Genomic DNA, 26,260 nt, shown 5'->3' on the forward strand with positions numbered 1-26,260 from the left:
GGGTATGCGGCAGCGGGGGATGCCGTTCAGGCTGAAATACCTCCGCGCCGTATCGGCGTGCCCGGTACTGTCATCAGGCGTGAACAACCCTGGTATCCAGTCCGAGGCGGCTGACGAGCAGCCGACCGCCGAGGGAGCCGACCGGTCTTCACTCGTGGAGTGGCAGAGGCGGCTCCAAGCCTCGCCGGGCTTTCGCGCCATCGCACTCAAGAACCGGGTCAAGCGCATCGGGTACGTGTTCCAGGGCAACGTCGCGCAGTACAAGTCCTTCGTGGCCGGCCTGCAGGACCCGACAGTATCGACTCCGATCATGGACGTGCGGAATCCGGACGTGCACGATGACCTGCTTTCGGAGGCTGAGCGTCTCCTGCACAACGTCCTGACCGCGATGAGCACACGCGTGGACCAGCAACGCCGCTTCGTCGAGAAGCAATTTCAGGATGACCCTGTGCTCACGCAGGAGTACCGCGAGAAGGCTGCTGCCACGTTCCGATCCGACCCCCAGGCGAACTTTTTGAAGGGCCTGCGCAACTACATAACGCACGCCCAGCTCCCCGTGGCGCAGAGCAGGCAGACCCTCGGACGCGAGTCCTGCGCCCTCACGTTCCTCCTTCCCTGCGAGCCGCTGCTCGCATGGGACCGCTGGAACGGCCCCATGAGAACGTGGATTGCCGAGTGGGGAGAGGCTGTCGAGGTCGTGGACGTCGTCGACGCCTACGCCCGCATGGCCGGGGAGTTCGACAAGTGGTTGTTCGATCGGATCGGGCTGAAGTACAAGGCGGACATCGACGCGTTCCTGCGTGAGGAAGAGGAGTTCACCCGCGCATTCGACCGGGTCTTCGGGGCGTAGGGCTGACGTGTCTGTGGCCTCAGGAACGGGCTCGGCTCACGCGGAGGCGAGTGAGCGGAATGCGTTGCGGTGGGTCAGCGGCTCGCGGTCACGGGTGTAGTAGAGCTTGTTGGTGAGCAGGGCCGCCCATCGGTCCTTGCCGGGTGAGACCCAGACGCCTGTGCCGGTGAAGCCGTAGTGGAACCAGACGTCGTCGGTTTCGGGCGCGGTGCCGGGGGACGGGTGCCAGAACAGCCCACGGGGTGGAGTCGCGAGTCTTGATGCCGGCGCCCCCTACTGGGCCTGGGCGGCCGGGAGAGAGGGGTCGGGGCCGAAGTCGTCGACCTCCATCGTGGCGTGCCCACCGGGCGGGCTGGTCAGTGAGCCCTGGACGCGGACGGGAATGCCCGCGTCGTGGCACTGGACGGCCGTGTGGTAGTCGCTGTCGTGGAGGTCCATCCAGACAGTCCTGCTGCGTCGCTTGATCAACGTTTGCACACCTACGCGGCCGGTCTCGTCCTCGGGGTGACGGCTGAGGTCGGTGACGATGCCGTAGATCAGGTGCCGGCTGGTGTAGACGCGCGTCTTCAGTTGGGCCGATACGCGGTCCACGATGTCGATCGCGGCACGGTTGAACTCCACGTGAGGCGGGGTGCCCGGTGGTGGCGCTGCCACGCGCGACCAGTTGAAGGAGACGTCCAGAGAACCTACGGAGTCGGCGTTCACGACCTTGCTGAGCGCGGTGCACAGTTCGTATGAGACGCCTTCACCGATCGAGTCGCTGATCTCGCTGGGCGTGGGCTCCCGCTCCGCGCCCGCCATGTCTTCCAGGACGCCCAGGGCTCGGGACATGGTGGCGGTGACGCGGCGGTCGAAGAGCGTCTCCTCCACACCGATGTCGATGTATTCCTGCCCAGGCGAGTACACGTCTTCCGGGGAGCGCGCCTGGCTGATGATGGGGACGATGTACGAGCCTCGGCGGGTTTGGCCCAGCCGCACCTCGCGGGCCTGTTCGCGGGCCCGGGTAGGGAAATTACGGAAGTGCCCTTGCCTTCGGATGGTGGCTGCCGCGGATGCCACCCGGAGGCGCTTGGCCGAAATGAACAGCTCGTAGCCGGCCTCCAACGGAATCGATCCGTCGCTCAGGGACGGGTGGGAGGCCCGAAGGTCGGTCACGTCATTGAAGACCGTGGTGACAGCGTCATGGACTGCCCTCAAGTCCCTGGCCTCCACGCGTGCCAGGTCCGCGAGAAGTATCTGGGTGCGCTTGGTGAAGTCCGGAGCCCCGGCCTTCATGGGGACGAGCACAACCTCATCTGCCGGTCCGGGCAGGCTCCACAGTTCCGCGACATCACCACCCGAGACCGGGGTCCATCCGGTGACCTTCAGGTAGCTACGCATTTCGTCGGGGCCGAATTCGGGCTCAGCGTGCACCACCTCAGTTCACCCCCTGACCTGCGGTGCTGATCAGCCGACGCGCCGTGTCGAACATGGCGCCCATGGCCTTCACGGTGAGCGATTGGTGCTCAGGCAGTTTGATCGCGGTCGTTACGTTCCCGTTGGCTTCTCCCATGCCGTGCAACGAGGCCCAGTACCCGTGACAGGCTAGGACGATCGACTCCGGTTCATGTGTGACCCACCGACCGATGTCCGGAGGGACTATCAGTAAAGCCAGGTGACCGGGTGCCGAGCGTTCCGGGTCGCGTAGCTTGTCGTACGTCTCCACATCAAGGTCGAAGCTGTATCCACCTCGGATGATGCGAGGGCTCTGCGTGCACTTGAGCTGAATGTCGACCATTAAGCCTCGTGAGCGCAGAGTCACGTCAACGCCGTCTTTGTCGACGTTCCAGTCGCAGATCGTGTAGCCGCCCTGTGTGGCGAGGACGTGCACGTAGGCACGACTGACTTGTTCCTTCTGCCAACTCGTCGCCTCTGTCGCCACTGGTCCCCCTCCCTCGGCTGATCGCGAGGATAGGACGACGAAGGGGGCTACGGAACAGGGCCTCTCGATGAGAACCGATGCGCAACCACCTTGCCCTACAGCCGAGTTGGTTCCCCATACGGCCCAAACGGCCGGATCAAGACAGTTCAGACGCCAAGGTACGCAGGCCCGGAACGAGTTCGAGGTGATCACCCCGCGATGCCGACTGCAGCAGCTCGGTGATGACGATGACCTGTGCGACGCGGCCGGACTCCGTCTTGAGTACAGGAAATGCGTCGCGGACGCGGTGGGCGAATGCCGGGACGAGAAGGGAGTACGCCAGCAGCATGGCGGCGTCGTAGGCGGCTGGTGCCAGCCCGAAGCCCTCCCAGTCGAGGAGGTAGGGGGTGAGGCTGGTGAGGTTGGCGGTGTGCAGGTCGCCGTGGGCTGTCTTCCAGTCCGTGATCCGTGGGCCGGGCATATGGAGGAAGCGGGGGACGGTGCGATCTACCCACTCCTGCCGTACGGCCACGCGGTCGGTGGGGATGCCGCTGACGTACTCCAGGTCTGTGCACAGCGACTCCCACCACTTGGCCGGGGGATTCGGATCCGTGCGCAGGACTGGGCCGGCGGAGAAGACGGGCTCGGCGATGTACTGGTGTAGCTCAGCCCGGTACGCATAGCCGTCGCTGCTCGACTGCGTGGTGTCGTACAGCAGCGGTTTGCGGATACGCCCGTCGAAGAGCGCGGCGGCCTCGCGGTTGCCCTCCCAGATCTTTCCAGCAGCCTTGTCCTCCGGGGCCGAGAGCAGCCGGAGCCAGCAGGCTCTCAGGTCGGGGTATTGGGCGCGGGCGCTGAGGGTTCGTCCGTGCCAGCCCCAGACTTCGGGGCCCGTGACCGTGGCGCCCAGCGTCTCCGCTGACCGAGCGAAAGCCCGGCGCATGCGCTGCTGGTCCGCGGGGTCAGGCGGTGGCGAGTACATCCAGCACCTTTCGCAGCGTGGGGGCCGGGATGGCAGGTGTCCGCAGAGCTTCTTGTGCCTCGGCCCAGTGTGCCGGGGTGGAGGCGGAGAGCAGAACTCGTGTCACCCCCGGGCAGGAGGCTGTCGCGAGGATGCATGCCTAGGCGGTGGTGAGTTCGGGGTTCAGCAGCGCGGCGAGTTCGCGCGTGGCCAGGTTCGGCAGTTCGCCGCCGAACAGGGGTGCTGAGGCGTACACCTGCCATCCGAGTTCGGCGGCCTGCGCAATGGGGCCTTCACCGTCCAGTGCTTGGACGAAGGCGGTGGCGGTGACAAGCGATACGGGTAGTTGGACCGCTCGTAGGTGGTGTTGCTCCGTGCCGGCCGCCTCGGCGGCCAGTTGGTGCAGGGCGGGGATGCTCAGAGCATCGGTGTCGAAACCATCCCAGGTGGCGACGCCGTATGCGGTCAGGGCGCCGGCTGCCGCTTCCGCTTCGAGGGCGGTGAAGGCGTGGAGCAGGGCTGCGTGCGGGTCGCCGTCGGTGCGTTCGGGGTTGTGTGCGAAGACGAGATCGAGGCGGTCGCGGCCGAGTTGGGTTCGGTTGCGGGCGCACTGCCAGTGGATGTACGGCGGGCTCAGGCAATGTCCTCGTTCCGCTTCACCGGATGTGATGGCTCCGTCGTCAACGGCGTCCTCAGCGGTCTGAGTGGTGAGGAATCCGATCTTCGTGGATACCGGGATCGGGTGCCGAGCGAGGGCCGGCGCGAGCAGTGGCTGGGCTTGCCCGTTGAGGTAGTTGGGCGCGGTGTCGATCCATGCTGTCGCTGGTTCCGTGGCTACGCGGGTCACGGCGTCGCTCAGCGCGGAGGGCCGGATGCGGTAGGTACCCAGGCCCAGGGCTGCCTTCGTCATGGCTCGTTCTTCCTCTCCACCGTGATCGCTTGGCCGACCATGAGTTCGGAGACGACGGCTGCCGCATCCGCGACCGAGATTCCGGCTGACTCGGCCAGCTCGCCGAGGGAGACGGCGGCAGGCGCTGCTGACATCAGCCGTTGGAGCAGCGGCATGGCCTCCTTCGCCATCTCCCACTCCTTGTCGCAGGCCCGGAAGACCACCCCGCCTCCGTTGGGCTCCAAGAGTGCTCGGGCGGTCGTGAGCCTGACGCGGACGTTCGGGACTGCGGGGACGCTGGTGAGGTGGGGGAGACTCGGCCTGAGGCGGGTGAGGTCGGTTCCGTCGCGCATCGCCGCATACCGGCCGATGAGGTCTGCGTCTTCCAGGGCGGTGGTGACTTCCTTGCGCAGCCGCTCCAGATAGATCACCTGCGCGGCGGCGGTCGCGTGTAGGGGCAGGTCTTCGCGGAGGAAGTCGTGTCGGCGCAGGTCGTCAGCGAGCCAGGACAGGAGTTGGGCACCGGTGGTGGTCTGGACGCCGAAAGTGAGGTGGAGCGAGTGCTCGCCCTCGGAAGCGGCCACCGAGTGCCACCAGCCGCGCGGAAGATACAGCATGTCCCCAGGCCGAAGCACGAGTTCAGCGACCGGCTTCTCCGGCGGAGGTTCGGGCTCGTCGGTGTCCTTGTACATAGGGGCGGTGCGCGTAGGGCCGTACAGCTTCCAGCGTTTGGCGCCGTCGATCTGGGTGACGACGACGTCGTGGTCGTCCCAGTGCACGCCGAAGCCCTCGCGTGCGGTCCACGAGGCGTACAGGTTGGCCTGCACCCCCGTGCGCAGCCACCGTTCGAGCTCCATGGCCGCGCGGGCGACGGGGGGGGGTGCAGTTCGTCGACGGCATCGATGACCAGGGAGGCGCCCTCGGCGAGCCGGGCGTGCAGCTCCGCGGGGTGCAGGCGCTGCCAGATGGTGTGCCGGCGGGTGGTGACCGGTGCGGTGTAGCGGTGGGCCGGCAGCATCTCGCCGTCCGCGGACAGGCGGAAACGAGGTGGCTCCAGGCGGTGGGTGGCCAGGATGGTGTTGACGTCGTCCCAGGTGATCAGCTTGTCCGGGTCCTGGATGGCTGCGGGGATGTGGCGGTAGCGGCGGTGGAGCACCTGGGCCAGGAACTCGTCCTGGCCCAGGTGAGCCGCCAGATTCAGCGGCGACAACGCGTGTCCTCCCGGATCAGTCGTTGCCGTCGGTGCGGCCGGTGCTGCCGCCGTCGGACGGAGTGACGCCGCGCTCGCGGGCGGCCTGGATCCGGCGGCGTGCCTTGACCAGCCCGGCCTGGGTCGGCCCGGTCGTCGGGGCGTTGGCGGTGTTGTTCTGCATTGCTCCTCCTGTGGTTGGGTTGAAGTGGCCTTGCGGGCCCGCCCCGGACGGCGCTCGACCTGTCCAAGGGCGCGGGCGGTTGATCAGCCCGGGGCGGGGGTTTGCGGCCCGACCCTGCCGGGGCTTCTCGGGGTGGGGAGCCTTCCGATCGGCTACGTCCGGCAGGGACGGGAACTCAGGGGCCGGTCTGGGCGGTGGAGACCGCGACGCCGATCACGAAGCCGCACGAGGCGGAGATCAGCACGATCAGCAGCGGGCCTGTGTAGCGGGCCAGCCGGTTCACTGCGCGGCCCATCACGGCTTCCACCACGCCTGCCGTGTCCGGGTGATGGCCTCCGACACGACTGCGTGGGTGTTCACCGGCTCGCCTCTTCCAGAGAGGCGCCGATATACGGGTGCTGGAGTGCGGCGTGGAGGGCGTCGGCGTCGGTGAGGGTCTCGTCGTCGGGGAGTTCGCACCAGCCGCCGAACCAGTCGTCGATCAACTCCAGGCTGGGCGCGACGAGCCATGAGTTGATGGAGAGGTGCCGTACCGGCAGGTCGCCCCAGCTGTCGGAGGCGCCGGTCTGGATGGCGTAGTAGAGGCGTTCGTTGGGCCCGTCGTACAGCACGGGGCCGATTGCCGCTCCAGTGGCCCGCAGGTGGGCCAGGGCCAGGAAACCCAGTTCTGCGGGGGTTCGTACGAGGTCCCAGTCGTCGCCGACTCGGAGCAGGCGCAGTCCGGGCACGTCGTTGACCATGGGGGCGCTGCGCAACGCCTCGCGAACGGACATCAGGTATCTCCCAGGCGCTGGGGGCCGGCACTCGCTTCGAGGGAGGGCGCGGATGCCGTCGTCGGCCTGGTGGTGGAGCGGACCACGATCAGACGGGCGCTCGACACCGTTATCTGCCGCTTCCGCTCGCCGGCAACGCGCTTCGGGCCGAGGTGGCTGAGGGCGGGAACCACGGCGCCATAGGTCTCGGGCAGTTCGAGCGCGTCCAGGAGGCCGACGAAGGCGGGGGAACGGACGGCCACCGCCGCGTCGCGGTCGGTGAACACGCCGCACAAGGTCAGCTCATGCTGTCGGCAGTACTCGGTGAGGCAGCCGACGAGCGCCGCATGGCGGGCCGGACCGCCGGTCACGTGACGCACGTAGCCGAAGACGTGGGGGAAGGTGACGGAGCGGCGTTCGGTGATGAGTTCGTCGTCCATGCCCACAGCTTCGATTGCTGCGAACGGCCTTGAAATGACCTGCTGTTGTACTTCCGTTGCACTTCCCGCCCCATGTCGTCACCGAGAGTGCTTCCATACGTGACGGAGGGAGGTCATCCGTGGTCAGCGTGCAGCAATGGACGGGCCGGGAGGCGAGCGCCTTGCGCTCCGCGCTGCGCATGAGCACGCGCGCTTTCGCCGAGCACCTCGGTGTCGCGCTGCGCACGGTGGCCAAGTGGGAGAGCCTCGGGGCCGAGACCCAGCCCCGGCCGGACACGCAGGCCATCCTCGATACCGCCCTCGCCCGTGCGGACTCTGCCGCCCATTCCAGGTTCGAGGCGCTGTTGTTCCCCGAGCGGAGGAGCGCGCGGCCGGCGGACTACGAGACCTGGACCGAGGACATCGAGCGCGCTGTCGTCTGCGTCAGCCGCCAGAACTTCCCCTTCGCCGCCACGCTGTTGAACCGCTGGCTGGGGAGCCACGACCCGCATCGCCTGGACGACAAGGGCCTCTACCTCTACGGCCGTTCCCTCGTCCTTCTCGGCGACCTTCAGCGTGACCAGGGCGCGATCCTTGGCCCGCTCTCCGCCCGGCACTCGTACCTGACCGCCCGCGGCATGTTCTCCGAGCTCGACATCCCACGACGGGTGGCCCAGATCGAGCTCTCACTCGCCGTGGTCCTGGAGATGTCCGGCCAGCTGGAGGTCTCGGCCCGTCAGTACGAACTCCTCGCCGCGGACGAGCGCTTGAGCCCGCGCGACCGAGCCAGGGCTCGACTCTGGGTGGGAACGGCCCTGAGCAAGGAGGGCAACAACGAGTACGCCACCAACGCGATGACGGCCGCCACTCGTGCCTTCGAGGACCTGGGCGAGCCGGAGGACTGGTCGGTCGCCCACCAGAAGCTGGCTCTGGCCCATCGCGGTGCCGGCGACCTGAAACAGGCCCTGCACTACATCGACATCGCGCGTACCACCGGCACGGTCGACTCCCCGATGCAGCGGGTGCGGTTGGACACCGCGTACGGGCACATCCTTCTGTCGGATGCGGCGACCCGGAATGATGGGCTGTCCGTCCTCGATCAGGCGGCACAGGTGGCCCGCCAGTACGGGCTGAGCCACCAGCTGCGCAGCATTGAGGGCATCCGAAAGGACCAGCAGGGATGAGCCAGGGAGTGCCAGTGCCGGAGCACGAGCAGCGCCAGATCACCGACGAGCAGTTCCACGACGCGACGCTGATCTGGAACTACCACCAGATGGGCCACGAGCACCGGCCCTGCTCGGCGGCGATCGGCCTGGGCAGCCACGACCTCGGGGTCGCGACCACGGCGGTCGACCTCTACCGCGCCGGCCTCTTCCCGGTCGTGGTCTTCAGCGGCGGCAACAGCCCCACTACCCGCGCCCGCTTCCCGCGCGGCGAGGCCGTGCACTACCGCGAGCACGCGCTGAGCCTGGGGGTGCCGGACGAGGCGATCCTCGTGGAGCCGAAGGCCGCGAACACCGGCCAGAACATCACCTTCTCCCGCGAGCTGCTGGCCGAGGCCGGCATCGCGGTCGAGTCGCTGCTGCTCATCTCCAAGCCGTACATGGAACGCCGCTCGTATGCGACCTGCCGCAAGCTGTGGCCCGAGGCTGAGGTCGTGTGCGCTTCCGAGCCGCTGCAGTTGGACGACTACATCAAGTCGATCGGCGACGAGAAGCTCGTCGTCGACATGCTCGTCGGCGACCTGCAGCGGGTGATCGAGTACCCGAAGCTCGGTTTCGCCGTCGAGCAGGACGTACCGGGGGATGTGCATGACGCTTACGAGCGCCTCTTGGGCGCCGGCTTCGACAGCCGCCTCATCAGCACCTGAACCACCCAGCGCCGATGCGTCGGGCGGGCTGTGCGCGATCCACCAACCGAACCTGCTCCCCCGGCTGTCCACGCTGGCCAAGCTGTTCTCAGCCGACCAGTGGATCGTCCTGGACGACGTGCAGTTCGCCCGGCGCGACTACCAGCACCGTGCCCGTCTCGCCGCCTTGGACGATCCCGCCCGGCAGCAGTGGCTCACGCTCCCGACGCACCTTCCCCACGGGCGCCCGACGCTGATCAGCCAGGCGCGGCTCGTTGATCCGCGTCGATCGCGCCGGACGGTTCAGCTGCTCGTCCGCCAGTACTACGGCCGCAGCCCCTACTGGAGCGCTGTGTCCGAGGTCCTGGACGCGCTCGATGACTCAGACCGTGTGGCCGACCTTGCGAGAGCATCGACGATTGCTCTGCTCAGGGTTGTCGGCTGGTCGGGGAAGGTGCGGGACAGCAGCGAGATCCCGACCCGGCAAGGCCGCTCCGAGCGCCTCGCTGACCTCGCGGCAGCCACCGGCAGCACCCACTATCTGTGCGGCACCGGTGGTCTGCGTTACCTCGACGCCAGCCCTTTCGACGCTCACGGCATTCCTGTGCTGCCTTTCCACACCCCTGTGGATGACCCGCTCTGGCGGTGGGCCCGCCGATCCAGCAGCCTGTACGCCCTGAGCAAGATCGGGCCCGATGCGCTTGCGGACCACCTGGCTGCCCAACGAGAAGCTCACCATCCTGAAGCCCACGCGTGACCGCCGGCATCTCCGACACCCTCGCCCGGGGCATCCTGTACGAGGCGTACGGGCATGGGCATTCCCACCGCCGTCCTGCCGTACCTGCCAGGTCGCCCACCCCGCGTACCGCCGGAACCTGGGCGAGCTGCGCGAAATGGGCGTGCTGATCGGCTCGTACGAGCCTCACCGGCCCAAGGCCGGCGGTGGTGCTGATCGATACCGCTGGGAGGCACTGGAGCTTCTCGCTCCTATGGTGTCCGCAGCGACGTGATCAGCGGTGTCGCCCCTTGGCCTCCGGAGCGAGTGGGGGCGTGGTCGGGTGTTGCGCGGAGTGGCGAGCTCTGACTGCCTGGGCCTGGGGACCCGGCACGTGGCGCTCGCCGAGGCGTCGGATCCGCCAGGTCAAGGCGCGAGCGGGACTGCGGGCGTCGTCCAACGTGCGTTGACCGACGGCCTGGTCGAGAAGCGCGGACACGTTGTGACCCGCGGCCTCTGCCTCGGCGAGCACGGTGGCCAGAGCATCCCAGGCTCGGTCGTTGAGGATGCGTTCGGCTTGTTCGGGGACCGCCTGCTGGAGGTGGTAGGCGTAGCGGCGCTTGGTCTGCGACCCCGGCGTTCGGGCGGCGAGGCGGGCCAGGACCGGCTCGGTGATCTGCGCGTGAGCCGCCATCAGGTGGACCAGGGCCTGTTCGGCTGCGGCCTCCTGCTGGGCGTGCCGGCGGGTGCGGTGCCAGTGCACGGCGTAGGCGACCGCGGTGAGCGCCACGTCGATCAGCATCGCCAGTCCGGCACCGTCGCCGTGTCGCGAGGGGTCGTTCCAGATCATCTGGACACTTCGCCGCAGGGCGCGGGCGCTGGAGTGGTCGGCGGTGATGCGGGACCGAGTTGCCCGCTCGAACGCCATGGCGGCCCGTTCCAGCTCCGCCCGAGCTGCGGTCTGGGTCGTGACGGGCAGCAGGTCGAGCACTCCGCCGAGTGCGGCCAGCTGGCCCTGGGCCACGCCGTCCTCGCTGCGAGTGAGGTGGTGGAGGATCCGTTCGGCGGCGGCGGTGGCTTGGTGCCATGGGTTGCCCGGCGGGATGGTGACCGGTTCGGGAGCGGTCGTCGTGAGCCGTTTGCGGACCTGGGGGAGGGACAGGTCGCCGGAGAGTGTCGAACCGGCGTACCAGATGGGTTCGCCCTGCTTGTTGACGTCGCCGGGGAGGCTGACGCTGTAGCCGGTCACGTCCCCGGACGGTTCGGTCTTGGGCCGCACCGCCACACCCGATGCCTCCAGGAGGGCGAAGAACTCGGTCTCCGTGGAGGCGGCGGCGATCGCGCGGCGGACACGGCGGCGCAGGATCTCGCGAGAGGTGGCGTCCTGGCCCAGGCGCTTGGCCTTGAAGTGCTCCTTGCTGGTGGGGCGCTTGGCGGCGGTACCGTCGCCAGGCTTCAACCGCCTCAGCCCGTAGTCGACTTCGATCTGGCGGGCCTCGCGCTGGACAGCCCGGATGTCGTAGTCGCGCTTGGGGCGGCGGCCGTCCTGGCGGACGAGGGTGGCGGCGATGTGGATGTGGTCGTCGGCATGCCGTACGGCCACCCAGCGGCAGGCTTCGTTGTCCCCGGTGGGGGCGATGCGGGCGGCGGCCACGATCCGGCGGGCGATCTCCGCCCACTGGGCGTCGGAGAGGATGGGGTCCTCGGGGGCGGCGCGGACCGGGCAGTGCCAGACCGTGGTCTGGGGGGCCTGGCGGCCGAGCATGGACACCGGTTGGTCGAGCTGCGTGTAGAGCTGTTTCTGCACCTGCTTCGGGTCGCGGTGCGGGCTGCGGCCGGGGTCGGGGGCGAAGTCGTTCCAGGACGCGACCAGGTGCGGGTCGACGTGCTCGTTGGCGTCGCCCTTGCCGAAGAGGTAGGCGATCAGACGGCGGGTGCTGCCCTTGCCGGTGATGATCTTCGGTATCACCGGCCCTGCCTTCCCTCGGTGACCTGGGCGACGGCGGAGTCCACGTCGGCGATCGACGCTTCGACGCGGGCCAGGAGCCGGTGGACGACGTCGGGCTCGGGCCAGGCGCCGTCCTTGTTGAGGTGCCAGGTGAGCTGGTTGAGGTTGTTGCCGAGGCCGCCGAGCTGACGGTTGGCGGCCATCAGCGCCTTGACCATGGCGCGGTAGTCGGCGATCGCGGCGGTGGGGTCCTCGGCGCGGGCCGCGGCGAGGGACGCCTCGGCGACGTAGCCGCCGATCTGCATGCGGCTGAGCGCGGCGACGTGGGCGAGGTCGGTGAACTCGCTGTCGCTGTAACGGGGGTGGACGCGGCGCTCGCGCAGGCGTGGCTGACGCAGACGGCGGTGCGGCGTCTGCGCGGCGGACGGCGAAGGTCTGGTGGCTCCCGTCTCGGTCGGCTCCCCTGGGCCAGCCGATCCCGGTGCACCCTCGGCGCCGGATGCCTCCGCCACCCCAGGGGCGGAGGTCGGGTAAGGACTCCTTACCCGACAACTTGCTGTGCCGTCTGAGGCGGGAGTGGCCATCTCCTGCTGGGAGGTGGGGAGTTCGTGGTGCGGGTCGTGCATGGGTAGTTCTCCGTGGGGTGTTGGTGGGGGGCTTCGCTGTACGCAGCCCTCGTGGCTGCGCGCTTGGCTGCACGGGACGCGAGGTGAGCCGGAAGGTTGGGGCGATCAGGGTGAACGCAGGCGTCAGGCTGCGCTGGCGGGGGCCGTGTCGAGTTGCCTCTGCGGCGGGGAGGAGGCTTCGTCGAGTCCGTCGAGAGGCTCGGTCTCGAAGCCGTCGGACACGATGGGCTCGGCCGGGCTGGTGCGCTCGGCCTGCAGCTGGTCGCGCAGAGTGCGGGCCCGCTTCTGGCCGATGCGTAGTTCGCTGCGCAGTCGCTCTGCGGTCAGCCGGTCGTCGCTCCAGCCGGCGGTCAGGAGTCGGGCCTCATCGAGGACTTCGGTGTCGGTGCGGGTGCGGTCGGGGGTCGGCTTGGCGATGGTGTGGAGCCGGCCGGTCGCCCGACGCGGGGTGGCTCCGGCCGACTCGACCTCGGTGGCCGGCCGGGGCGGTCGGGTAGCGGGGGCCGACTTGTCGGCCTCGGTCGGGCTCGTTACGGGTGCCTCGGCGACCTTCGCACGGGGCGACTCGGTCGGCTGCTCGGGGGCCGATTCGACCCGGTCAGGAGCCGACCGTGCGGCCTGCTCGCTTGCCGACCCGTCAGTTTGCTGACCAACCGACTGGGCCGAGGCCGCCTCGGCAGGGTCAGCCGACTCGGGGTTGTGGTGCAGCACCTTCGCCACCAGGTCCGACCCGAAGTAGATCGACCCGACCGGGAGCGAGGTCGCCAGCAGTACGAGGGCCCAGTTCGCGGGGTCCCAGTCGACCAGTCGGTCCCACCGGATCGACCCAGTGTGCAGGGCCGGCACGAGGCCGTGCACGTAGTTCAGCAGGAGGCTGGCGATCGTGTAGGTCGCCAGGACGCGCAGTGCGAACTTCCGGTCGTTGCCGGTCAGCACGAGTGTGGCGGTCAGCGCGAGGGCCATCAGCCCGTCGACAACGATCGGGTAGAGCAGGGCGGCGGTGGGGTCGGCGCCGATTCGCGGGCCACGTCGGACAGCGCGTTCCATGAGACTCGGAAGGCCATGAGGACGACGGCCACCAGGCCGACGACGAGGGTGATGCGTGCATTGCGCTTCACGTGACGGCCCCTGGCGGGTGCGGGTGCTCGGCGGCCGAGGCGAGCGCGGAGCAGGGCGATGGGGGAGGGCAAGTCAGATATCTCCAGGGGTGGGGGGGAGAGCAGAGAGCTGGGACTGGCCGCGATTGGGTGGGCGGCAGCCAGTCTCCAGCGCAGCGAGGGGCGGGTGTGTGATCGCGGTGTCGCGTGCACGGCGTGGTGGGACGTGGGCGCTGCGACGGGCGGCGGTGGGAAGCGGGGGTGGCGGAGGTGGCCGCTGGTCAGGCGTCAGCGCGATACGGCAGCTGCGGGTCACACGGCTTCCTGCCGGGCTAGCTCCGCCACAGCGAGGTCCACGCGGGTGGGGTGCGGCCTCGTGCGGGGTGCGTTGCCTCGGGCGCTGCCGTCGAGCCCCAGGCGCCGGCTGCGGCAGGGCTCACCCGCGTCGGCATGACACCACCGGCACGGGACGCCGAGAGCGTCGGCATGTCCAGCAGCGACGGCGGCCTCGCGGGCAGCACGAGCTGGCCGGTAGCGGGCGAGTTCGGCTCGGACGGTCGGCGGGATGCACGATCCGACGGCGGCGAGGCGGGCTTCGACGTCGGGGTGCGGGCTGCCGCCGACGATCTGCCGATGCGTCGAAGGCTCAGCGGTGCCGGTGGCGACCGCCTGTCGGCTGGCGACCAGTTCAGCCCGCCAGGCTGCCCAGTCGTCCGGGTCGGCGGTCGGCGTGGGGTCGGTGTGGCGGTTGAGGCGGTCGCGCCGGTAGGCGTGCCACTTGCGGGCGACGTCCACGGGCAGGATCGCGTACGGGGACGCGAGGACGTGAGCTCGTATCGCCTCGCGAACGTCCCAGCCATGGGCGGTGGCGAAGGGCACCTCGCCGAGCAGCTCGTGCCACTGGGCGATCTGGTCACGGGCCTCGCCCGTGCCGGGGCGGATGGTGCGGGGGTCGAGGCGGCCGATGTAGGCCAGGACGGCGGCGACTTCGTTTCGTTCCAGGGGTGACTCCTTACGTTCCGGTCGGTTCGTCGAGGGCGGCGCGCAGGGCGGCCATGTGCGCCTCGGCGCGGGTCATGCCGGCCTGCGGTGCGGGGGTGCCGCCGGGCAAGGCGTAGAGGTTCGGGCGGTCAGCGGCGGGGGTGCGCTCCCGGGCGATCCACGCGCGCCAGTCGGCAGCCCAGGCGGTGGCGGAGCGCGGTGCCGACATCGCCCGGTACGAGCGCCACTTCTCGTCGGCAGCGTGCAGGGCATGCTCGCCGAGTCGGTCAAGGTGGCCGTGATGCCGCAGCCAGTCACGGGCGTCATGGTCGATCTGCCACTCGGTGGCGGAGATGAGCGGGGCAGAGCTGCTGCTGCTCTTACCGTTCACCTTCGGTTCTCTTCTGTTCTGGGGGTCGGAATCTGCGCCCCCCTCAGGTCGGAATCCGTACCCCCTGAGGGTCGGATTCCGACCCCCAGGGTTCGATTCCGATCCCCCCTCGAAGCCCTCGGCAGGGCCAGATTCCGACCCCCCGAGGGTCAGAATCTGATCCCCCTCCGTGTCCTGTTCGGCGAGGGATCGGGCGGCGACCGGGAGCTGGTAGTAGGTCTCTCCCCGTGGACCTTTGCGGTCGGCGAGCTGCACCAGCTCGCCGCTGGCGATCAGAGTCCTCAAGGCGTCGCGCACGGCGGTGCGGGAGGCGTTGGCGCGTTTCATGAGGGTGGGCACGGACGCGTACGCGACGCAGTGTCGGTCGAGGCACCGGTCGGCGATCAGGGCGAGGACCATGCGGGCGGTGCCCTTGCTGAGGCTGTGGTCCCACACCCATTCGCGGGCGTCGTAGCTCATCGGGCGGCGGCTCCTAGGTCAGGGCGGGGAAGTGCGGTCGCCCCTTGTAGGGCGGTGCACGGGGAGGAATCTGCTCCAGCCCCGGTCCGGGGCATGAGGGAGGGCTGGTGGCGTCGTATAGCCAAGACAGCCACATCGATGCCGCACAAGTCCAGCATTCCACCGGGAAATCAGACAGCTGACGGCGAACGCGTTCTGCAAGGCATCCTCAAAACCATAAACCCGGATCGCCGGTTGCCGAAATGATGCACCGTCAGATAAAGCCAGAAGCATCACATCGGAAACCCGTTGACCCTTGCTACGGACGCAAGTTACAACACAACACCCCACTTCAGAGCGCACTCAGAGTGTCGATCGATGTGCCGGTTTTCGATACCTCCCGCCCCTCATGAAGCCCCTCCGCGCGGAACTGCGGAGCGCAACATAGACGACGATCGCTGGTTAACCAAACCGGCGAATGGACGCTACAAATGGAGTCATGGCAGCACGCTCATTGGAAATAGGGCCCGCAGGGATACGGGCCGCCCGCACCATCGAAATCCTCCGTACCGAACGCGGCTTGTCGCAACGCCAGCTCGCCGGCCGCGTGACCGCCCTCGGCCACCCGATGTCCAACACCATGCTGTCCCGCATCGAACGCGCCCAGCGCCGATGCGACATCGACGACCTCATCGCGATCGCCGAGGCACTGCACGTCTCCGCCCCCGTGCTCCTGCGCGGTTCGCCTGCTGCCTGAAGCACCGCTCGCCACACCGAGGCTCGGCTTTCCCTGTCACCCCAGAGTGAGGACCCACCGCCCTTGCACCGTCCCGCAATACCCCCCTGCCTCTGCCCGTGCTCGCATCCAGCGCTCGGCCCCGAAGGAGGTGATCACCAATGGCTGACCGCCTCCTGACCGTGGCCGAGGCAGGCGAGATGCTGGGGACCGGCGAGCGCTTCGTCCGCCGCTTGGTCGCCGAGCGCCGTATCCGCCACGTCAAGCTCGGCCGCCCGGTCCGCATCCCCGAGAGCGCGGTCGCCGAGTACATCGACGCGCGTACCGTCGAGCCGGTCCGCCGCATCCGTGCCCGCTACGGGAAGGCGGCCTGATGGCAGGACGCAAACCCCAGCGGCGGCGCGAGTTCGGCACGACACGCAAGCTCCCATCCGGCCGATGGCAGGCCCGCTATATCGGACCGGACGGGCAGCGGTACACCGCACCGGAGACGTTCGAGACCAAGTCCGACGCCCAGGACTGGCTCAACCTCACCCGGGCCGACATCGAGCGCAACCACTGGCGCGACCCGGACGCCGGCGCGGTCAACTTCGAGAAGTACGCACTCCGTTGGATGGAGGAGCGCGGCCTGGCCCCGACCACGGTCGATCGCTACGACGGCCTGCTGCGCCTGCACATCCTGCCCGCCTTCGGCGGCAAGGACCTGGATGAGATCACCCCGCCCACCGTCCGCACTTGGCGGGCCGAGCGCCTCAAGGCGACCGGCGCCACCACGGTCGCCAAGTCGTACCGGCTGCTGAAGGCCATCCTGCAGACCGCGGTCGACGACGACCTGCTGCCCAACAACCCGTGTCGCATCAAGGGCGCGGGCAAGGAGGAGGCCGACGAACGTCCCACCGCCACCGTTGAGCAGGTCTTCGAACTTGCCGAGGCCATGGGCCCGCGCTGGCGTCTGATGGTCCTGCTCGGCGCCTTCGCCTCCCTCCGCCCCGAGGAGCTGGCCGAACTCCGGCGCCGCAGCGTGGACCTGGACGAGTGTTCCCTGCGCATCATTCAGGCTTCGCCGGAGCTGACCAACGGCAGGCGGGTCACTGGCGACCCCAAGTCCCGCGCCGGCAGACGCACCGTCTATCTCCCCGACTTCCTGCAGCCCGAGCTGCGTCGGCATCTGCAGTGGTTCGCCGAGAAAGAGCCGGACGGCCTTCTCTTCGTGGGAGAGAAGGGAGCGCCCTTCCGCCGCTCCACCTTCGGCCGCAAGTGGCGCAAGGCGCGCACCAAGGTCGGGATGCCGGACAACTTCCGTTTCTACGACCTGCGGCACACCGGCAACACCCTCGCCGCCGACACCGGCGCCAAGCTGAAGGATCTCATGGTCCGCGCCGGCCAGTCCTCGGAGCGGGCCCAGCTGATCTACCAGCACTCGACGGCGAAGCACCAGCGCAAGCTCGCCCAGAGCATCGACGCCGAGGTGCGGCAGCAACTGCGTGAAGCCGACGGTGGGCGTCAGCAGGCCCGTGAGGCGTAAACCGACGACAGTCCACGTGACCCCGGCCGACTTCCGGCCGGGGTCCCGTGCTTCACGTCGGCCGGTCTGGCCGGTGAATCCGGCGTGCACCTCGCCGGGGTTGATGTCCGGGACACGCGCTGCCTCGCTCTCCTTGATCAGCTCGTACGCGTCCAGGGGCGCCGGGGAGTCGGGGGCGTGGCGGCGGAGGGAAGGCCGCCGGACTTGCGTAGGCGGATGACGTCGTCGGCGGCGGTGTCGACGATTGGGCAGGCGCGGGTACCCGACTCGTCTGCCGGCTGCTCCCTGCACCGAGGCGAAGGCGGTGGACCTGCTCGGTGATCCCGAGTGGCTGGGTGCGGTGGTTGCCGAGCTGTCGTCGTACACCTCGCGGTACGCGCCCAAGGCAACCGTCTGGTGACGGAGACCATTCGCCGTATCGGCGTTTGAGACCTCGGCGCCCTTCGAGGGCATCTACGTGTTCGGTAACGTCGATCTGTCCACCACCGTGAGCGACGATGTTCGCGACGCACGGCAGATGGTCCTCGTCCTGCTGATGTTCATCGGTCGGTTCGGCCCGCCCCTGCGCGACGGCGCCCGCCGCCACGAACTGCCCTAGGAGCGACCCGCAATTGGTCAACTACCTGCACTCCCTGCACCGGCGCCGCCGCAAGCGTCTGGCCGACCAGCACCCCCTGCGCCCCCGTGACCAGCGGGTCGCGGTCATCGGCCTCGGCCGCTTCGGCATCTCGCTGGCCAATGAGCTGATGCACCGCGGCTGGGACGTCCTCGGTATCGACACCGACGCCCGGCTCGTGCAGAAGTACAGCGACGCCCTCACTCATGCGGCGGTCGGTGACTGCACCGACGCCGAGGTGCTGCGCCAGCTCGGAGTCCATGAGTTCACCAGCGTCGTCGTCGCCATCGGCGACTCCCTGGAGGCGAGCATCCTGGTCAGCTCCAACCTGCTGGCGGCCGAGGTGCCGAACATCTGGGCCAAGGCCGTCAGCCGCCAGCACGGCCAGATCCTTGAGCGCCTCGGCGTCCACCACGTCGTACTGCCCGAGCACGAGATGGGCGAACGCGTCGCTCACCTGGTCACCGGGCGGATGCTGGACTTCATCGAGTTCGACGACGACTACGCCCTGGTCAAGACCGTCGCCCCGGACGTCATCACCGGACTGCCGCTCGGCCGGAGCCAGGTCCGCAGCAAGTACGGCATCACGGTCGTCGGCATCAAACGCCCGGGCGAGGACTTCACGTACGCCACCGCCGACACGGTCGTTGAGAAGAGCGACGTTCTCGTGGTCACCGGCAAGACCCACGCCGTGGAGGGCTTCGCCGAACTCAGCTGAGCCGCGCTGCGTGCCTTCCCCGTCCGGTCAGGGCGAGCGAGGTTGCCGGGGCAGACGGCGATGTCGGGTGCCTGATGAGCGACCATGGTGGGAGGGCGCTCGGCGGCCCGGTGAGCCACGGTGCCGAGGTGCCGCCCGGGTGCATGACGGGCTCGCCCGGAAGGAGGGCGCATGCCACGGGGCAAGCTGCGGGTCTACCTCGGGGCGGCTCCCGGGGTGGGCAAGACCTACGACATGCTCGGTGAGGGGCGGCGGCGCGCCGGGCGGGGCACCGACGTGGTCATCGGGTTCATGGAGGACTACGGCCGGCCGCTGACCCGGCAGATGGCCGAAGGGCTGGAGACCGTGCCTCGCAGGACCATGCCGTACCGGGGTGCGTCCTTCGCCGAGATGGATCTCGACGCCGTCCTGGCCCGCCGCCCCCAGGTCGCCCTGGTCGACGAGCTCGCCCACACCAACATCCCCGGGTGCCGCCACGAGAAGCGCTGGCAGGACGTCGAAGAGCTGCTGGACGCGGGCATCGATGTGATCTCCACCGTCAACATCCAGCACCTGGAGTCGCTGGTCGACGTCGTCGAGCAGATCACCGGCGTGCGGCAGCGGGAGACCGTCCCCGACGACGTGGTCCGCCGGGCCGACCAGATCGAACTGGTCGACATGTCCGGTGAGGCGCTGCGCCGCCGGATGGCGCACGGCAACATCTATCCCTCGGACAAGATCGACACGGCGCTGGCCCACTACTTCCGCCTGGGCAATCTCACCGCCCTGCGCGAGCTGGCCATGCTCTGGGCGGCCGACCGCGTCGAGGAAGCTCTACTGCGCTACCGCAACGATCACGGTATCCAGCAGCCGTGGAGCACCCGGGAGCGGGTGCTGGTCGCGCTGTCGGGCGGCCCCGAGGGCGAGACACTCATCCGGCGCGCCAAGCGGACCGCTTCGCGCGGGGCGGGCGGCGAGTTCCTCGCCGTCCACGTCGAGCGGGGCGACGGCCTCGCCACCGCATCCCCGAAGCTCCTTGCCCGCCAGCAGGCCCTCGTGGAGGAGCTCGGCGGCACCTTCCACACCATGACCGGCGACGACACCGCCGGGGCCGTTCTGGACCTGGCCCGGGAAGTCAACGCCACCCAGATCGTCATCGGCGCCACCCGGCGCAGCCGCCTGAAGGAGCTGTTCTCCCGGGGCGTGGGCGAGACCATCATCGAAGGATCCGGCGACGACATCGACGTCTACGTCGTCACTCACTCCGAGGCCGCCCACGGCCGGCTCCTGCACCGCCGCTGAGTGCTGCCGCAGCTCCGGGCCCCGGCCAGCGCCCGAGAGCCGCTCTGCCGGTCGCGGTCGCCGGTCACGATCTCTACGCCGCCTTGACGCCGTGCCGCGTTCCCCGGGGCCCGTCCGGACCGCGATGCTGTGCGAAGGCCGTAGTTGACACGCGGTGTCACGGAAATGGGAGGCGACTGTTGGCGGTGCGTACGACGACGTGGACCCGATGGGCCCGACTGGCCGTCCACCCCACCCGCGGCGTCGCCCTGGCCTTCGCGTTCGTCGTCGTTCTGGGTACGGCGCTGCTGATGCTGCCCGCCGCCACGGAGCCCGGCAGGAACACCGGCGTGCTGACCGCCCTGTTCACCTCGACGGGAGCCGTCAGCGGCGGCCTGTCCATCGTGGGCACCGGCAGCCACTGGAGCCCGTTCGGTGAGGGCGTCGTCCTGGCCCTGATCCAGATCGGCGGGTTCGGCATCATGACGCTCGCCTCGCTGCTGGCTCTGCTCGTCTCCGGGCGGCTGCGGATGCGGACGCAGCTCACCACGCAGGCGGAGCGGGGAAGCCTGGGCGTCGGTGACATTCGCCGGGTGGTCCTGGGTGTCGCCGGTACCACTGCCGCCATCGAGCTCGCCACCGCGGCGGCGCTCGCGCTCCGCTTCCGATTCGGCTACGGCCTGGGGGCCGGCGACGCCGCCTACCACGGGATCTTCTACGGGATCTCTGCCTTCAACAACGCCGGATTCGGGCTGCGGGACGACAACCTCGTCGGATATGCCACAGACCCCTGGATCGTCGTGCCGATCGCTGCCGCGTGCGTGCTCGGCGCGCTCGGCTTCCCCGTGCTGCTGGAACTGCTGCGCAGCCGCCGGGCGGCCGTTCGGGGCAGGGCCCGGCACCTCTGGTCCCTGCACACCCGGCTCACTCTGGTCACCTCCGCGGTCCTGCTCGCCGTCGGCACCCTGCTGACCTGCGCGCTGGAGTGGAGCAACCCGGGGACTCTCGGCTCGCTGGAGTGGGGCGACAAACTGCTCAACGGGTTCTTCACCGCTGCCAGTGCGCGCACCGCGGGCTTCAACACCGTCGACACCGGTGCCATGGAGCCGGCCACGCTGCTGGGCATCTGTGTGCTCATGTTCATCGGCGGCGGCAGCGCGGGCACGACCGGTGGCATCAAGGTCACCACGTTCGCGGTCCTGGGAGCGGCGATCTGGGCGGAGATCCGTGGCCGCGCCGACGTGGACGTCATGGGCCGCCGGATCTCCTCAGCCACCCTGCGCCAGGCACTGGCCGTGGCGCTGCTGGGGGTGGGGCTCGTCATGTCCGGCACGCTGGTGCTGCTCGTGGTCGCCGAGGTGAGGGCCGAGGCGGCTCTGTTCGAGGTCGTCTCCGCGTTCGGTACGGTCGGCCTGAGCACCGGCATCACCGGCGATCTCCCCGCGGTGGGTCAGCTCACCATCATCGCCCTGATGTTCGCCGGACGCGTGGGTCCGATCACCCTGGCGAGCGCGCTTGCGCTGCGTCGGCGTGACCGCCGCTACACCCTGCCCGAGGAGCGGCCTGTCATCGGCTGACAACTCATGCGCTGAGCCGGTCCTGCGAAACGGGGCTGCCGACGGCGTAGTGGACGTACTCGCGCACCAGCCGGAAGCCTGCGGTCCAGGCGAGCAGACGGCTGGGGCGGTTGTGGAGGGAGCAGTTCCAGCTGGGGACGCGGCCGCGGGCGGTGATGTCCTTGCACAGGGCGGTGACACAGGTGAGGCCGAGGCGGTCCCGGCGGCGGTCGGGGACCGTGTAGACGGCCACGTCCTCGTAGCGGGTGCCGAGGAAGAAGGTGCAGGCGAGGGCCAGGATGCGGCCGCTGCGGCCGACGGCCGCCCAGGCGTGTCCGGAGGAGGCCAGGCCGAGCGGGCCACCCCAACTGGCGGAGATCCAGGAGACGTCCGGGCCGAGGGCCTCAAGCGCGTCGGTGTCGGCCGGTTCCAGACGGCGTACGGTCACCCCGAACGGGACGGTGGCGTGCTGGGGTTCGGCCTGCAGGGTCCACACCATGCGGTCCCACGGGGTGAGCCGCTCGAAGGCCGCGCCCAGGGACGGCAGGAAACGCGCGGGGGCATCGATGCGGGTTCCTGCCAGCGGTGCGAGGACGTCGGGTGTGAGGTCTTCGGGGGCGCCGCGCAGGACGACGTATCCGGCACAGGACGCCGCGAGCACGCGCGGTTCTACCGTGCGGTCGGCCCACCAGCTGCCGATGCCGGTGGCCATGATGTGCTCGCCGATCGGGGCGGGGCCGGGGGCGCCGGCCGGGAGCCAGCGGGTGAGAGAGGGTACGTGGGGAGGAACGAGTTCGATCATCGACGCCTCGTGGTGGTGACATGGGTGGGCGGGCGTGCGAGCGCAGTGCGGCTCGTCATCGCCCGCCCGTGGGGATGGCGGCCGGTCTGAGTAGGTCGGGCGAAGTCCGCGCGGCTCGGCAGCGCCGCCAAGGGGCGCGGGGCTGTATCGATGTGCGGCTCCGCCGCGATGGGGGTCCCCCCGCTCGAGCGCACCCGAGAGTGGGGGAGCGACCAGCCACGCTGGCGCCGCAGGCGAATGACGACCCGCCTCGGCACTTCCCGCGGAGCGCTTAGCGCTGGCCGGCCTTGCTGCCGTGGTTGGCCTTCTTCTTGCGGCGGGCCTTCTTCTTGCGGGCTCGCTTCGACATGTACGTCGACTTCCTTTCAGCTGGCGGGAGTTCAGGCGGCGCTGCGGCCGACGAGGAGGTCGGCGAGCTTGTTCAGACGCTTGACCGTGCGCTCCTCGGTGGCGGCCGGGGCCGGGTCGACGCGCTCGGAGCGGTCGTAGTAGGCGCCGTTGACGATCTCGACGGCCGGGTCGCACAGCCGGATCACGTGCGCGGCGCCCTCGGCGGGGGTGACGCCCTCGTGGGCGTACAGCGGGAGGAGCGTCGTGTCGCAGACGCCGGGGTGGACGGAGACGGCGGTGACACGCGGGTCGGCGGCGAAGACGGTGAGCGCCAGCTGGGACTGGGCGTAGGCGGCGAGCCGGGAGTAGCGGCGGGCGCGGTTGGGGTCGGACCACTGGATGGAGGCGGTGCGGTGCAGGGTCGACGAGACGTTGACGACGCGGCCGCCGGGGTCGCTGGTCAGCGCCGGTTCCAGCAGGCAGGTCAGCAGGTAGTGGGCGAGGAAGTTGACCTGGAAGGCGATCTCGTTGCCGTCGGCGGTCACCGTGTGGCGTTCGGGGGCGGCCATCGCCGCGTTGTTGACGAGCACGTCCAGAAGCGGGTGCTCGGCGATGACGCGGTCCGCCATGGCCTCGACCTCGTGCAGGTGCGCGAAGTCGGCGGCGAAGGCGCACAGTCGGGCGGCGTCGATGCCCGCGGTGGCGACGAGGCGGTCGGCGGCGGCGTGGGCCTCATCGGCCGTACGTCCGTGCAGCAGCACGGTGACGCCGCGCTCGGCGAGTTGGCGGGCGGTCTCGTAGCCGATGCCGGAGGTGGCGCCGGTGACGAGGACGGTACGGGAGGAAAGGGTGGAGTCGGGCATGGTCCAATCCGGGGTTGCGGGCACGTGAAGCGGCCCCCGGTCGGGGCGGCGGACGTGCGGGAACAGAAAGGAGGGGAGGGGCGCCGGACGTGACTACGGCGCCCCTCGGATCAGGGAAAGCGCGTCAGCGGGACGCGTGCGTTTCCGGGCAGCGCGGCGCACGACGGGGTCGCCGAGGGGGACTCGGCGGCCGGTCGAAGAGGAGCCAGGCGCTGTTCACGTCATCCATGGAAGCCGTTGCGCAGACCCGGGGCAAGCGCGGTGCCCGTTCTCTGACGCCGCTCTGACGTGCGTATACGTGTCCTTGACGGACCTACCGGGTACGGCGCGCGGGGTTCAGCCGAGGCCGGGCACCATCGAGACGAGCAGGTCGATCAGTTTGATGCCGACGAAGGGCAGGACCAGGCCGCCCAGGCCGTACAGCAGCAGGTTGCGGCGCAGCAGGTCGTGCGCCGACGCGGGCGTGTAGCGCACGCCGCGCAACGCGAGCGGGATCAGCGCCACGATGATCAGCGCGTTGAAGATGATCGCCGAGGTGATCGCGGAGGTCGGGCTGTGCAGACCCATGATGTTGAGCGCCTCCAGGCCCGGGTAGGCGCCCGCGAACATCGCTGGGATGATGGCGAAGTACTTGGCCACGTCGTTGGTGATGGAGAAGGTCGTCAACGCGCCGCGTGTGATCAGCAGCTGCTTCCCGATCTCGACGATCTCGATGAGCTTCGTCGGATTGGAGTCCAGATCCACCATGTTGCCGGCCTCCTTGGCGGCCGACGTCCCCGTGTTCATCGCCACGCCGACGTCCGCCTGCGCGAGCGCCGGGGCGTCGTTCGTACCGTCCCCGGTCATCGCGACCAGCTTGCCGCCCGCCTGCTCACGCTGGATCAGCGCGAGCTTGTCCTCCGGTGTCGCCTCGGCCAAGTAGTCGTCCACGCCTGCCTCTTGGGCGATGGCCTTGGCGGTCAGCGGGTTGTCGCCGGTGATCATCACCGTGCGGATGCCCATGCGGCGCAGTTCCGCGAAGCGTTCGCGGATGCCGTCCTTGACCACGTCCTTGAGGTGGATCAGGCCCAGCACCCGGGGGCCGTTCCAGTCGTGTACGGCCACCAGCAGCGGGGTGCCGCCCGAGGCGGCCACCGCGTCGGCGAAGTACCGTGCCTCGGACGGGACTTGGCCGCCGTACATCGCCACCCACTCGATCACCTGCTGGGCGGCGCCCTTGCGGATGGCGCACACGGCGCCGCCCGCCCAGCGCAGGTCGACGCCGCTCATCCGGGTCTGGGCGCTGAAGGAGACCCAGCGCGCGTTGGCCAGCTCGCCCTCAGCAGGGGCCCGCAGCCCGTACCGCTCCTTGGCCAGTACGACGACCGAGCGGCCCTCCGGCGTCTCGTCGGCCAGCGAGGACAGCTGCGCGACATCCGCGAGCTGCCGTTCGTCGATGCCGGGCAGCGGCACGAAGGCGGTGGCCTCGCGGTTGCCGAGCGTGATGGTGCCGGTCTTGTCCAGCAGCAGGGTGTTCACGTCGCCCGCCGCCTCGACGGCCCGGCCGGACATGGCCAGCACGTTGCGCTGCACCAGCCGGTCCATGCCCGCGATGCCGATCGCCGACAGCAGCGCCCCGATCGTGGTGGGGATCAGCGTGACGAGGAGCGCGACGAGCACGGTCGTCGACTGGGCCGCGTCCGCGTAGTCGGCCATCGGCTGGAGCGTGATCACGACCAGGACGAAGACGATCGTGAGCGCGGCCAGCAGGATGTTCAGGGCGATCTCATTCGGGGTCTTCTGCCGCGTGGCGCCCTCGACCAGGGCGATCATCCGGTCCAGGAAGCTGTGCCCGGGGCGGGCGCTCACGCGCACCACGATCCGGTCGGACAGCACCGTCGTACCGCCGGTGACCCCGCTGCGGTCGCCGCCCGCCTCCCGGATGACCGGCGCCGACTCGCCCGTGACGGCCGACTCGTCGACGGCCGCGACGCCGTCGATGACGTCCCCGTCCGCCGGGATCATCTCGCCCGCCTCGACCAATACGACGTCGAGCGGCTTGAGGTCGGTCGCGGCGACGGCCTCGCTGCGGGCGGTGCGCAGGTCGGTACCCCAGCGCCAGTCGAGCAGGCGCAGCGCCACCGTGTCCGTACGCGCCCTGCGCAGCGACTCGGCCTGCGCCTTGCCCCGGCCCTCGGCGACGGCCTCGGCGAGATTGGCGAAGATCACCGTCAGCCACAGCCAGACGCTGATGACCCAGGTGAACACGGCGGGGTGCAACAGCGCCGAGAGCGTGGTCAGGACGGCTCCGACCGACACCACGAACAGCACCGGGTTCCTGACCAAGGCGCGCGGGTGCAGCTTGCGCAGCGCGTCGGGGAAGGACCGGGCGAGCTGGGCCGGTTCGAACAGCCCGCTCGACGCCCGGCGCTTCGCTCCTCCCTTCGGTCCCGGCCGGGAGGGCGCTGGGGAGGGGACGGCGGAGCCTGCTGGGGGGCGGCGTAAGACATGGGTCCTTCGGGCTCGACGGGGACCGGCGCCGCGCACCGGGGCACGCCGACGACCGGTCGGACTGACGGGGGAGCGGCGGGGCCGTGCGGTGCCGGGGCCCCGGCACCGCACGGGCGCGCGGACGCCTGGCATGGGACGACGGGAACGCCGCGCGCTCGGCCGCCCTGAGGCGTGT

Annotated in this window: 25 protein-coding genes and 4 pseudogenes; 12 read left to right on the forward strand and 17 right to left on the reverse strand. The window is 69.7% G+C overall.

Annotation, left to right across the window (positions count from 1 at the left end):
• The first annotated feature begins 19 nt into the window (after positions 1 to 19).
• The gene (locus StrepF001_RS16715; RefSeq protein ID WP_129799019.1) at positions 20 to 850 is read left to right on the forward strand and encodes a hypothetical protein; all 831 of its coding nucleotides are present in this window, start codon (positions 20 to 22) and stop codon (positions 848 to 850) included.
• A gap of 36 nt (positions 851 to 886) precedes the next feature.
• On the opposite strand, the pseudogene StrepF001_RS47955 reads toward StrepF001_RS16715, so the two are convergent.
• The 9 genes and pseudogenes from StrepF001_RS47955 to StrepF001_RS16755 all read right to left on the reverse strand — a co-directional run.
• Positions 887 to 1,096 (reverse strand): annotated as a pseudogene (locus StrepF001_RS47955) (serine hydrolase); the annotation flags it as partial.
• Between the two features lie 27 nt (positions 1,097 to 1,123).
• The gene (locus StrepF001_RS16725; protein WP_129799020.1) at positions 1,124 to 2,266 is read right to left on the reverse strand and encodes a hypothetical protein; all 1,143 of its coding nucleotides are present in this window, start codon (positions 2,264 to 2,266) and stop codon (positions 1,124 to 1,126) included.
• Position 2,267: 1 nt separating this feature from the next.
• Positions 2,268 to 2,771, reverse strand: a complete 504-nt coding sequence (locus StrepF001_RS16730; RefSeq protein ID WP_129799021.1) for a DUF4365 domain-containing protein — start codon at positions 2,769 to 2,771, stop codon at positions 2,268 to 2,270.
• Between the two features lie 136 nt (positions 2,772 to 2,907).
• Positions 2,908 to 3,732 (reverse strand): phosphotransferase, encoded by an 825-nt coding sequence (locus tag StrepF001_RS16735; RefSeq protein ID WP_129799022.1) that lies wholly within the window; start codon positions 3,730 to 3,732, stop codon positions 2,908 to 2,910.
• Between the two features lie 139 nt (positions 3,733 to 3,871).
• The gene (locus StrepF001_RS16740; RefSeq protein WP_129799023.1) at positions 3,872 to 4,621 is read right to left on the reverse strand and encodes an aldo/keto reductase; all 750 of its coding nucleotides are present in this window, start codon (positions 4,619 to 4,621) and stop codon (positions 3,872 to 3,874) included.
• A pseudogene (locus StrepF001_RS16745) lies at positions 4,618 to 5,810 on the reverse strand (cupin domain-containing protein). Before StrepF001_RS16745 ends, StrepF001_RS16740 begins: the two are co-directional and overlap by 4 nt.
• A 16-nt stretch (positions 5,811 to 5,826) precedes the next feature.
• Complete coding sequence (locus tag StrepF001_RS45645; protein ID WP_165396283.1) at positions 5,827 to 5,973, reverse strand: hypothetical protein; 147 nt, start codon at positions 5,971 to 5,973, stop codon at positions 5,827 to 5,829.
• A gap of 356 nt (positions 5,974 to 6,329) precedes the next feature.
• Positions 6,330 to 6,746, reverse strand: coding sequence for a hypothetical protein (locus StrepF001_RS16750; protein ID WP_129799024.1), 417 nt, complete (start codon positions 6,744 to 6,746; stop codon positions 6,330 to 6,332).
• Positions 6,746 to 7,165 carry a hypothetical protein gene (locus StrepF001_RS16755; RefSeq protein ID WP_240797533.1) on the reverse strand — a complete coding sequence of 140 codons (420 nt, stop codon included), beginning with the start codon at positions 7,163 to 7,165 and terminating at the stop codon, positions 6,746 to 6,748. The genes StrepF001_RS16750 and StrepF001_RS16755 overlap by 1 nt, the downstream gene beginning before the upstream one ends.
• 119 nt (positions 7,166 to 7,284) lie before the next feature.
• Here StrepF001_RS16755 and StrepF001_RS16760 point away from each other — a divergent pair, with 119 nt between their 5' ends.
• The 4 genes and pseudogenes from StrepF001_RS16760 to StrepF001_RS47960 form a co-directional block, all read left to right on the forward strand.
• Positions 7,285 to 8,328 carry a hypothetical protein gene (locus StrepF001_RS16760; RefSeq protein WP_129799026.1) on the forward strand — a complete coding sequence of 348 codons (1,044 nt, stop codon included), beginning with the start codon at positions 7,285 to 7,287 and terminating at the stop codon, positions 8,326 to 8,328.
• On the forward strand, positions 8,325 to 9,014 hold the full coding sequence (locus StrepF001_RS16765) for a YdcF family protein (protein ID WP_129799027.1): 690 nt from the start codon (positions 8,325 to 8,327) through the stop codon (positions 9,012 to 9,014). Before StrepF001_RS16760 ends, StrepF001_RS16765 begins: the two co-directional genes overlap by 4 nt.
• A gap of 28 nt (positions 9,015 to 9,042) precedes the next feature.
• Positions 9,043 to 9,750 (forward strand): WbqC family protein, encoded by a 708-nt coding sequence (locus StrepF001_RS16770; protein ID WP_129799138.1) that lies wholly within the window; start codon positions 9,043 to 9,045, stop codon positions 9,748 to 9,750.
• Between the two features lie 2 nt (positions 9,751 to 9,752).
• A pseudogene (locus tag StrepF001_RS47960) lies at positions 9,753 to 10,003 on the forward strand (flavoprotein); the annotation flags it as partial.
• Here the strand turns inward: StrepF001_RS47960 and StrepF001_RS16780 are convergent.
• The 5 genes and pseudogenes from StrepF001_RS16780 to StrepF001_RS16800 all read right to left on the reverse strand — a co-directional run bounded on the left by StrepF001_RS16780 (position 10,004) and on the right by StrepF001_RS16800 (position 15,210).
• Positions 10,004 to 11,677: a mobilization protein gene (locus StrepF001_RS16780; RefSeq protein WP_129799028.1), complete on the reverse strand. Its 1,674-nt coding sequence runs from the start codon at positions 11,675 to 11,677 to the stop codon at positions 10,004 to 10,006. It lies immediately after the preceding pseudogene.
• A complete protein-coding gene (gene mobC / locus StrepF001_RS16785) occupies positions 11,674 to 12,282 on the reverse strand; it encodes a plasmid mobilization relaxosome protein MobC (protein ID WP_346656943.1) in 609 nt (202 codons plus the stop codon). Before mobC ends, StrepF001_RS16780 begins: the two co-directional genes overlap by 4 nt.
• A 123-nt stretch (positions 12,283 to 12,405) precedes the next feature.
• A pseudogene (locus StrepF001_RS16790) lies at positions 12,406 to 13,346 on the reverse strand (DUF2637 domain-containing protein).
• Positions 13,347 to 13,691: 345 nt separating this feature from the next.
• Positions 13,692 to 14,381: a hypothetical protein gene (locus StrepF001_RS16795; protein WP_129799029.1), complete on the reverse strand. Its 690-nt coding sequence runs from the start codon at positions 14,379 to 14,381 to the stop codon at positions 13,692 to 13,694.
• A gap of 10 nt (positions 14,382 to 14,391) precedes the next feature.
• A complete protein-coding gene (locus tag StrepF001_RS16800; protein WP_129799030.1) occupies positions 14,392 to 15,210 on the reverse strand; it encodes a helix-turn-helix domain-containing protein in 819 nt (272 codons plus the stop codon).
• A 478-nt stretch (positions 15,211 to 15,688) separates the two neighbouring features.
• Here StrepF001_RS16800 and StrepF001_RS16805 point away from each other — a divergent pair, with 478 nt between their 5' ends.
• The 7 genes from StrepF001_RS16805 to StrepF001_RS16830 all read left to right on the forward strand — a co-directional run bounded on the left by StrepF001_RS16805 (position 15,689) and on the right by StrepF001_RS16830 (position 21,621).
• Complete coding sequence (locus StrepF001_RS16805) at positions 15,689 to 15,946, forward strand: helix-turn-helix transcriptional regulator (RefSeq protein WP_129799031.1); 258 nt, start codon at positions 15,689 to 15,691, stop codon at positions 15,944 to 15,946.
• 140 nt (positions 15,947 to 16,086) lie between these two features.
• Entirely contained in the window at positions 16,087 to 16,299 is a 213-nt protein-coding gene (locus StrepF001_RS16810; protein WP_129799032.1) for a helix-turn-helix domain-containing protein, read from the forward strand.
• On the forward strand, positions 16,299 to 17,450 hold the full coding sequence (locus tag StrepF001_RS16815) for a site-specific integrase (RefSeq protein ID WP_129799033.1): 1,152 nt from the start codon (positions 16,299 to 16,301) through the stop codon (positions 17,448 to 17,450). The genes StrepF001_RS16810 and StrepF001_RS16815 overlap by 1 nt, the downstream gene beginning before the upstream one ends.
• A 457-nt stretch (positions 17,451 to 17,907) precedes the next feature.
• Positions 17,908 to 18,048, forward strand: a complete 141-nt coding sequence (locus StrepF001_RS45650; protein WP_165396285.1) for a hypothetical protein — start codon at positions 17,908 to 17,910, stop codon at positions 18,046 to 18,048.
• A gap of 13 nt (positions 18,049 to 18,061) precedes the next feature.
• Entirely contained in the window at positions 18,062 to 18,784 is a 723-nt protein-coding gene (locus tag StrepF001_RS16820) for a TrkA family potassium uptake protein (RefSeq protein WP_129799034.1), read from the forward strand.
• 171 nt (positions 18,785 to 18,955) lie between these two features.
• Positions 18,956 to 20,065 (forward strand): universal stress protein, encoded by a 1,110-nt coding sequence (locus StrepF001_RS16825; protein WP_129799035.1) that lies wholly within the window; start codon positions 18,956 to 18,958, stop codon positions 20,063 to 20,065.
• A 185-nt stretch (positions 20,066 to 20,250) separates the two neighbouring features.
• Positions 20,251 to 21,621 carry a potassium transporter TrkG gene (locus StrepF001_RS16830; RefSeq protein WP_129799140.1) on the forward strand — a complete coding sequence of 457 codons (1,371 nt, stop codon included), beginning with the start codon at positions 20,251 to 20,253 and terminating at the stop codon, positions 21,619 to 21,621.
• A 4-nt stretch (positions 21,622 to 21,625) separates the two neighbouring features.
• Here StrepF001_RS16830 and StrepF001_RS16835 read toward each other — a convergent pair whose 3' ends face one another.
• From StrepF001_RS16835 to kdpB, 3 genes are all read right to left on the reverse strand, one after another.
• Positions 21,626 to 22,402, reverse strand: coding sequence for a GNAT family N-acetyltransferase (locus tag StrepF001_RS16835; RefSeq protein WP_129799141.1), 777 nt, complete (start codon positions 22,400 to 22,402; stop codon positions 21,626 to 21,628).
• Positions 22,403 to 22,782: 380 nt separating this feature from the next.
• Positions 22,783 to 23,595 carry an SDR family NAD(P)-dependent oxidoreductase gene (locus tag StrepF001_RS16845; RefSeq protein WP_129799036.1) on the reverse strand — a complete coding sequence of 271 codons (813 nt, stop codon included), beginning with the start codon at positions 23,593 to 23,595 and terminating at the stop codon, positions 22,783 to 22,785.
• A 336-nt stretch (positions 23,596 to 23,931) separates the two neighbouring features.
• Positions 23,932 to 25,986, reverse strand: coding sequence for a potassium-transporting ATPase subunit KdpB (gene kdpB, locus StrepF001_RS16850; protein WP_240797542.1), 2,055 nt, complete (start codon positions 25,984 to 25,986; stop codon positions 23,932 to 23,934).
• Between the last annotated feature and the right edge of the window lie 274 nt (positions 25,987 to 26,260).

Source organism: Streptomyces sp. F001 (genome assembly GCF_004187715.1).
GTDB classification, from domain to species: domain Bacteria; phylum Actinomycetota; class Actinomycetes; order Streptomycetales; family Streptomycetaceae; genus Streptomyces; species Streptomyces flavusporus.

Excerpts from the sequence above, each read along its gene's own strand:
- StrepF001_RS16715 (WP_129799019.1), top strand. The coding sequence starts at position 20 with ATGCCGTTCAGGCTGAAATACCTCCGCGCCGTATCGGCGTGCCCGGTA.
- StrepF001_RS16735 (WP_129799022.1), bottom strand. The coding sequence starts at position 3,732 with ATGTACTCGCCACCGCCTGACCCCGCGGACCAGCAGCGCATGCGCCGG.
- StrepF001_RS16740 (WP_129799023.1), bottom strand. The coding sequence starts at position 4,621 with ATGACGAAGGCAGCCCTGGGCCTGGGTACCTACCGCATCCGGCCCTCC.
- StrepF001_RS45645 (WP_165396283.1), bottom strand. The coding sequence starts at position 5,973 with ATGCAGAACAACACCGCCAACGCCCCGACGACCGGGCCGACCCAGGCC.
- StrepF001_RS16750 (WP_129799024.1), bottom strand. The coding sequence starts at position 6,746 with ATGTCCGTTCGCGAGGCGTTGCGCAGCGCCCCCATGGTCAACGACGTG.
- StrepF001_RS16755 (WP_240797533.1), bottom strand. The coding sequence starts at position 7,165 with ATGGACGACGAACTCATCACCGAACGCCGCTCCGTCACCTTCCCCCAC.
- StrepF001_RS16765 (WP_129799027.1), top strand. The coding sequence starts at position 8,325 with ATGAGCCAGGGAGTGCCAGTGCCGGAGCACGAGCAGCGCCAGATCACC.
- mobC (WP_346656943.1), bottom strand. The coding sequence starts at position 12,282 with ATGCACGACCCGCACCACGAACTCCCCACCTCCCAGCAGGAGATGGCC.
- StrepF001_RS16800 (WP_129799030.1), bottom strand. The coding sequence starts at position 15,210 with ATGAGCTACGACGCCCGCGAATGGGTGTGGGACCACAGCCTCAGCAAG.
- StrepF001_RS16805 (WP_129799031.1), top strand. The coding sequence starts at position 15,689 with ATGGCAGCACGCTCATTGGAAATAGGGCCCGCAGGGATACGGGCCGCC.
- StrepF001_RS16810 (WP_129799032.1), top strand. The coding sequence starts at position 16,087 with ATGGCTGACCGCCTCCTGACCGTGGCCGAGGCAGGCGAGATGCTGGGG.
- StrepF001_RS16815 (WP_129799033.1), top strand. The coding sequence starts at position 16,299 with ATGGCAGGACGCAAACCCCAGCGGCGGCGCGAGTTCGGCACGACACGC.
- StrepF001_RS16825 (WP_129799035.1), top strand. The coding sequence starts at position 18,956 with ATGCCACGGGGCAAGCTGCGGGTCTACCTCGGGGCGGCTCCCGGGGTG.
- StrepF001_RS16835 (WP_129799141.1), bottom strand. The coding sequence starts at position 22,402 with ATGATCGAACTCGTTCCTCCCCACGTACCCTCTCTCACCCGCTGGCTC.
- StrepF001_RS16845 (WP_129799036.1), bottom strand. The coding sequence starts at position 23,595 with ATGCCCGACTCCACCCTTTCCTCCCGTACCGTCCTCGTCACCGGCGCC.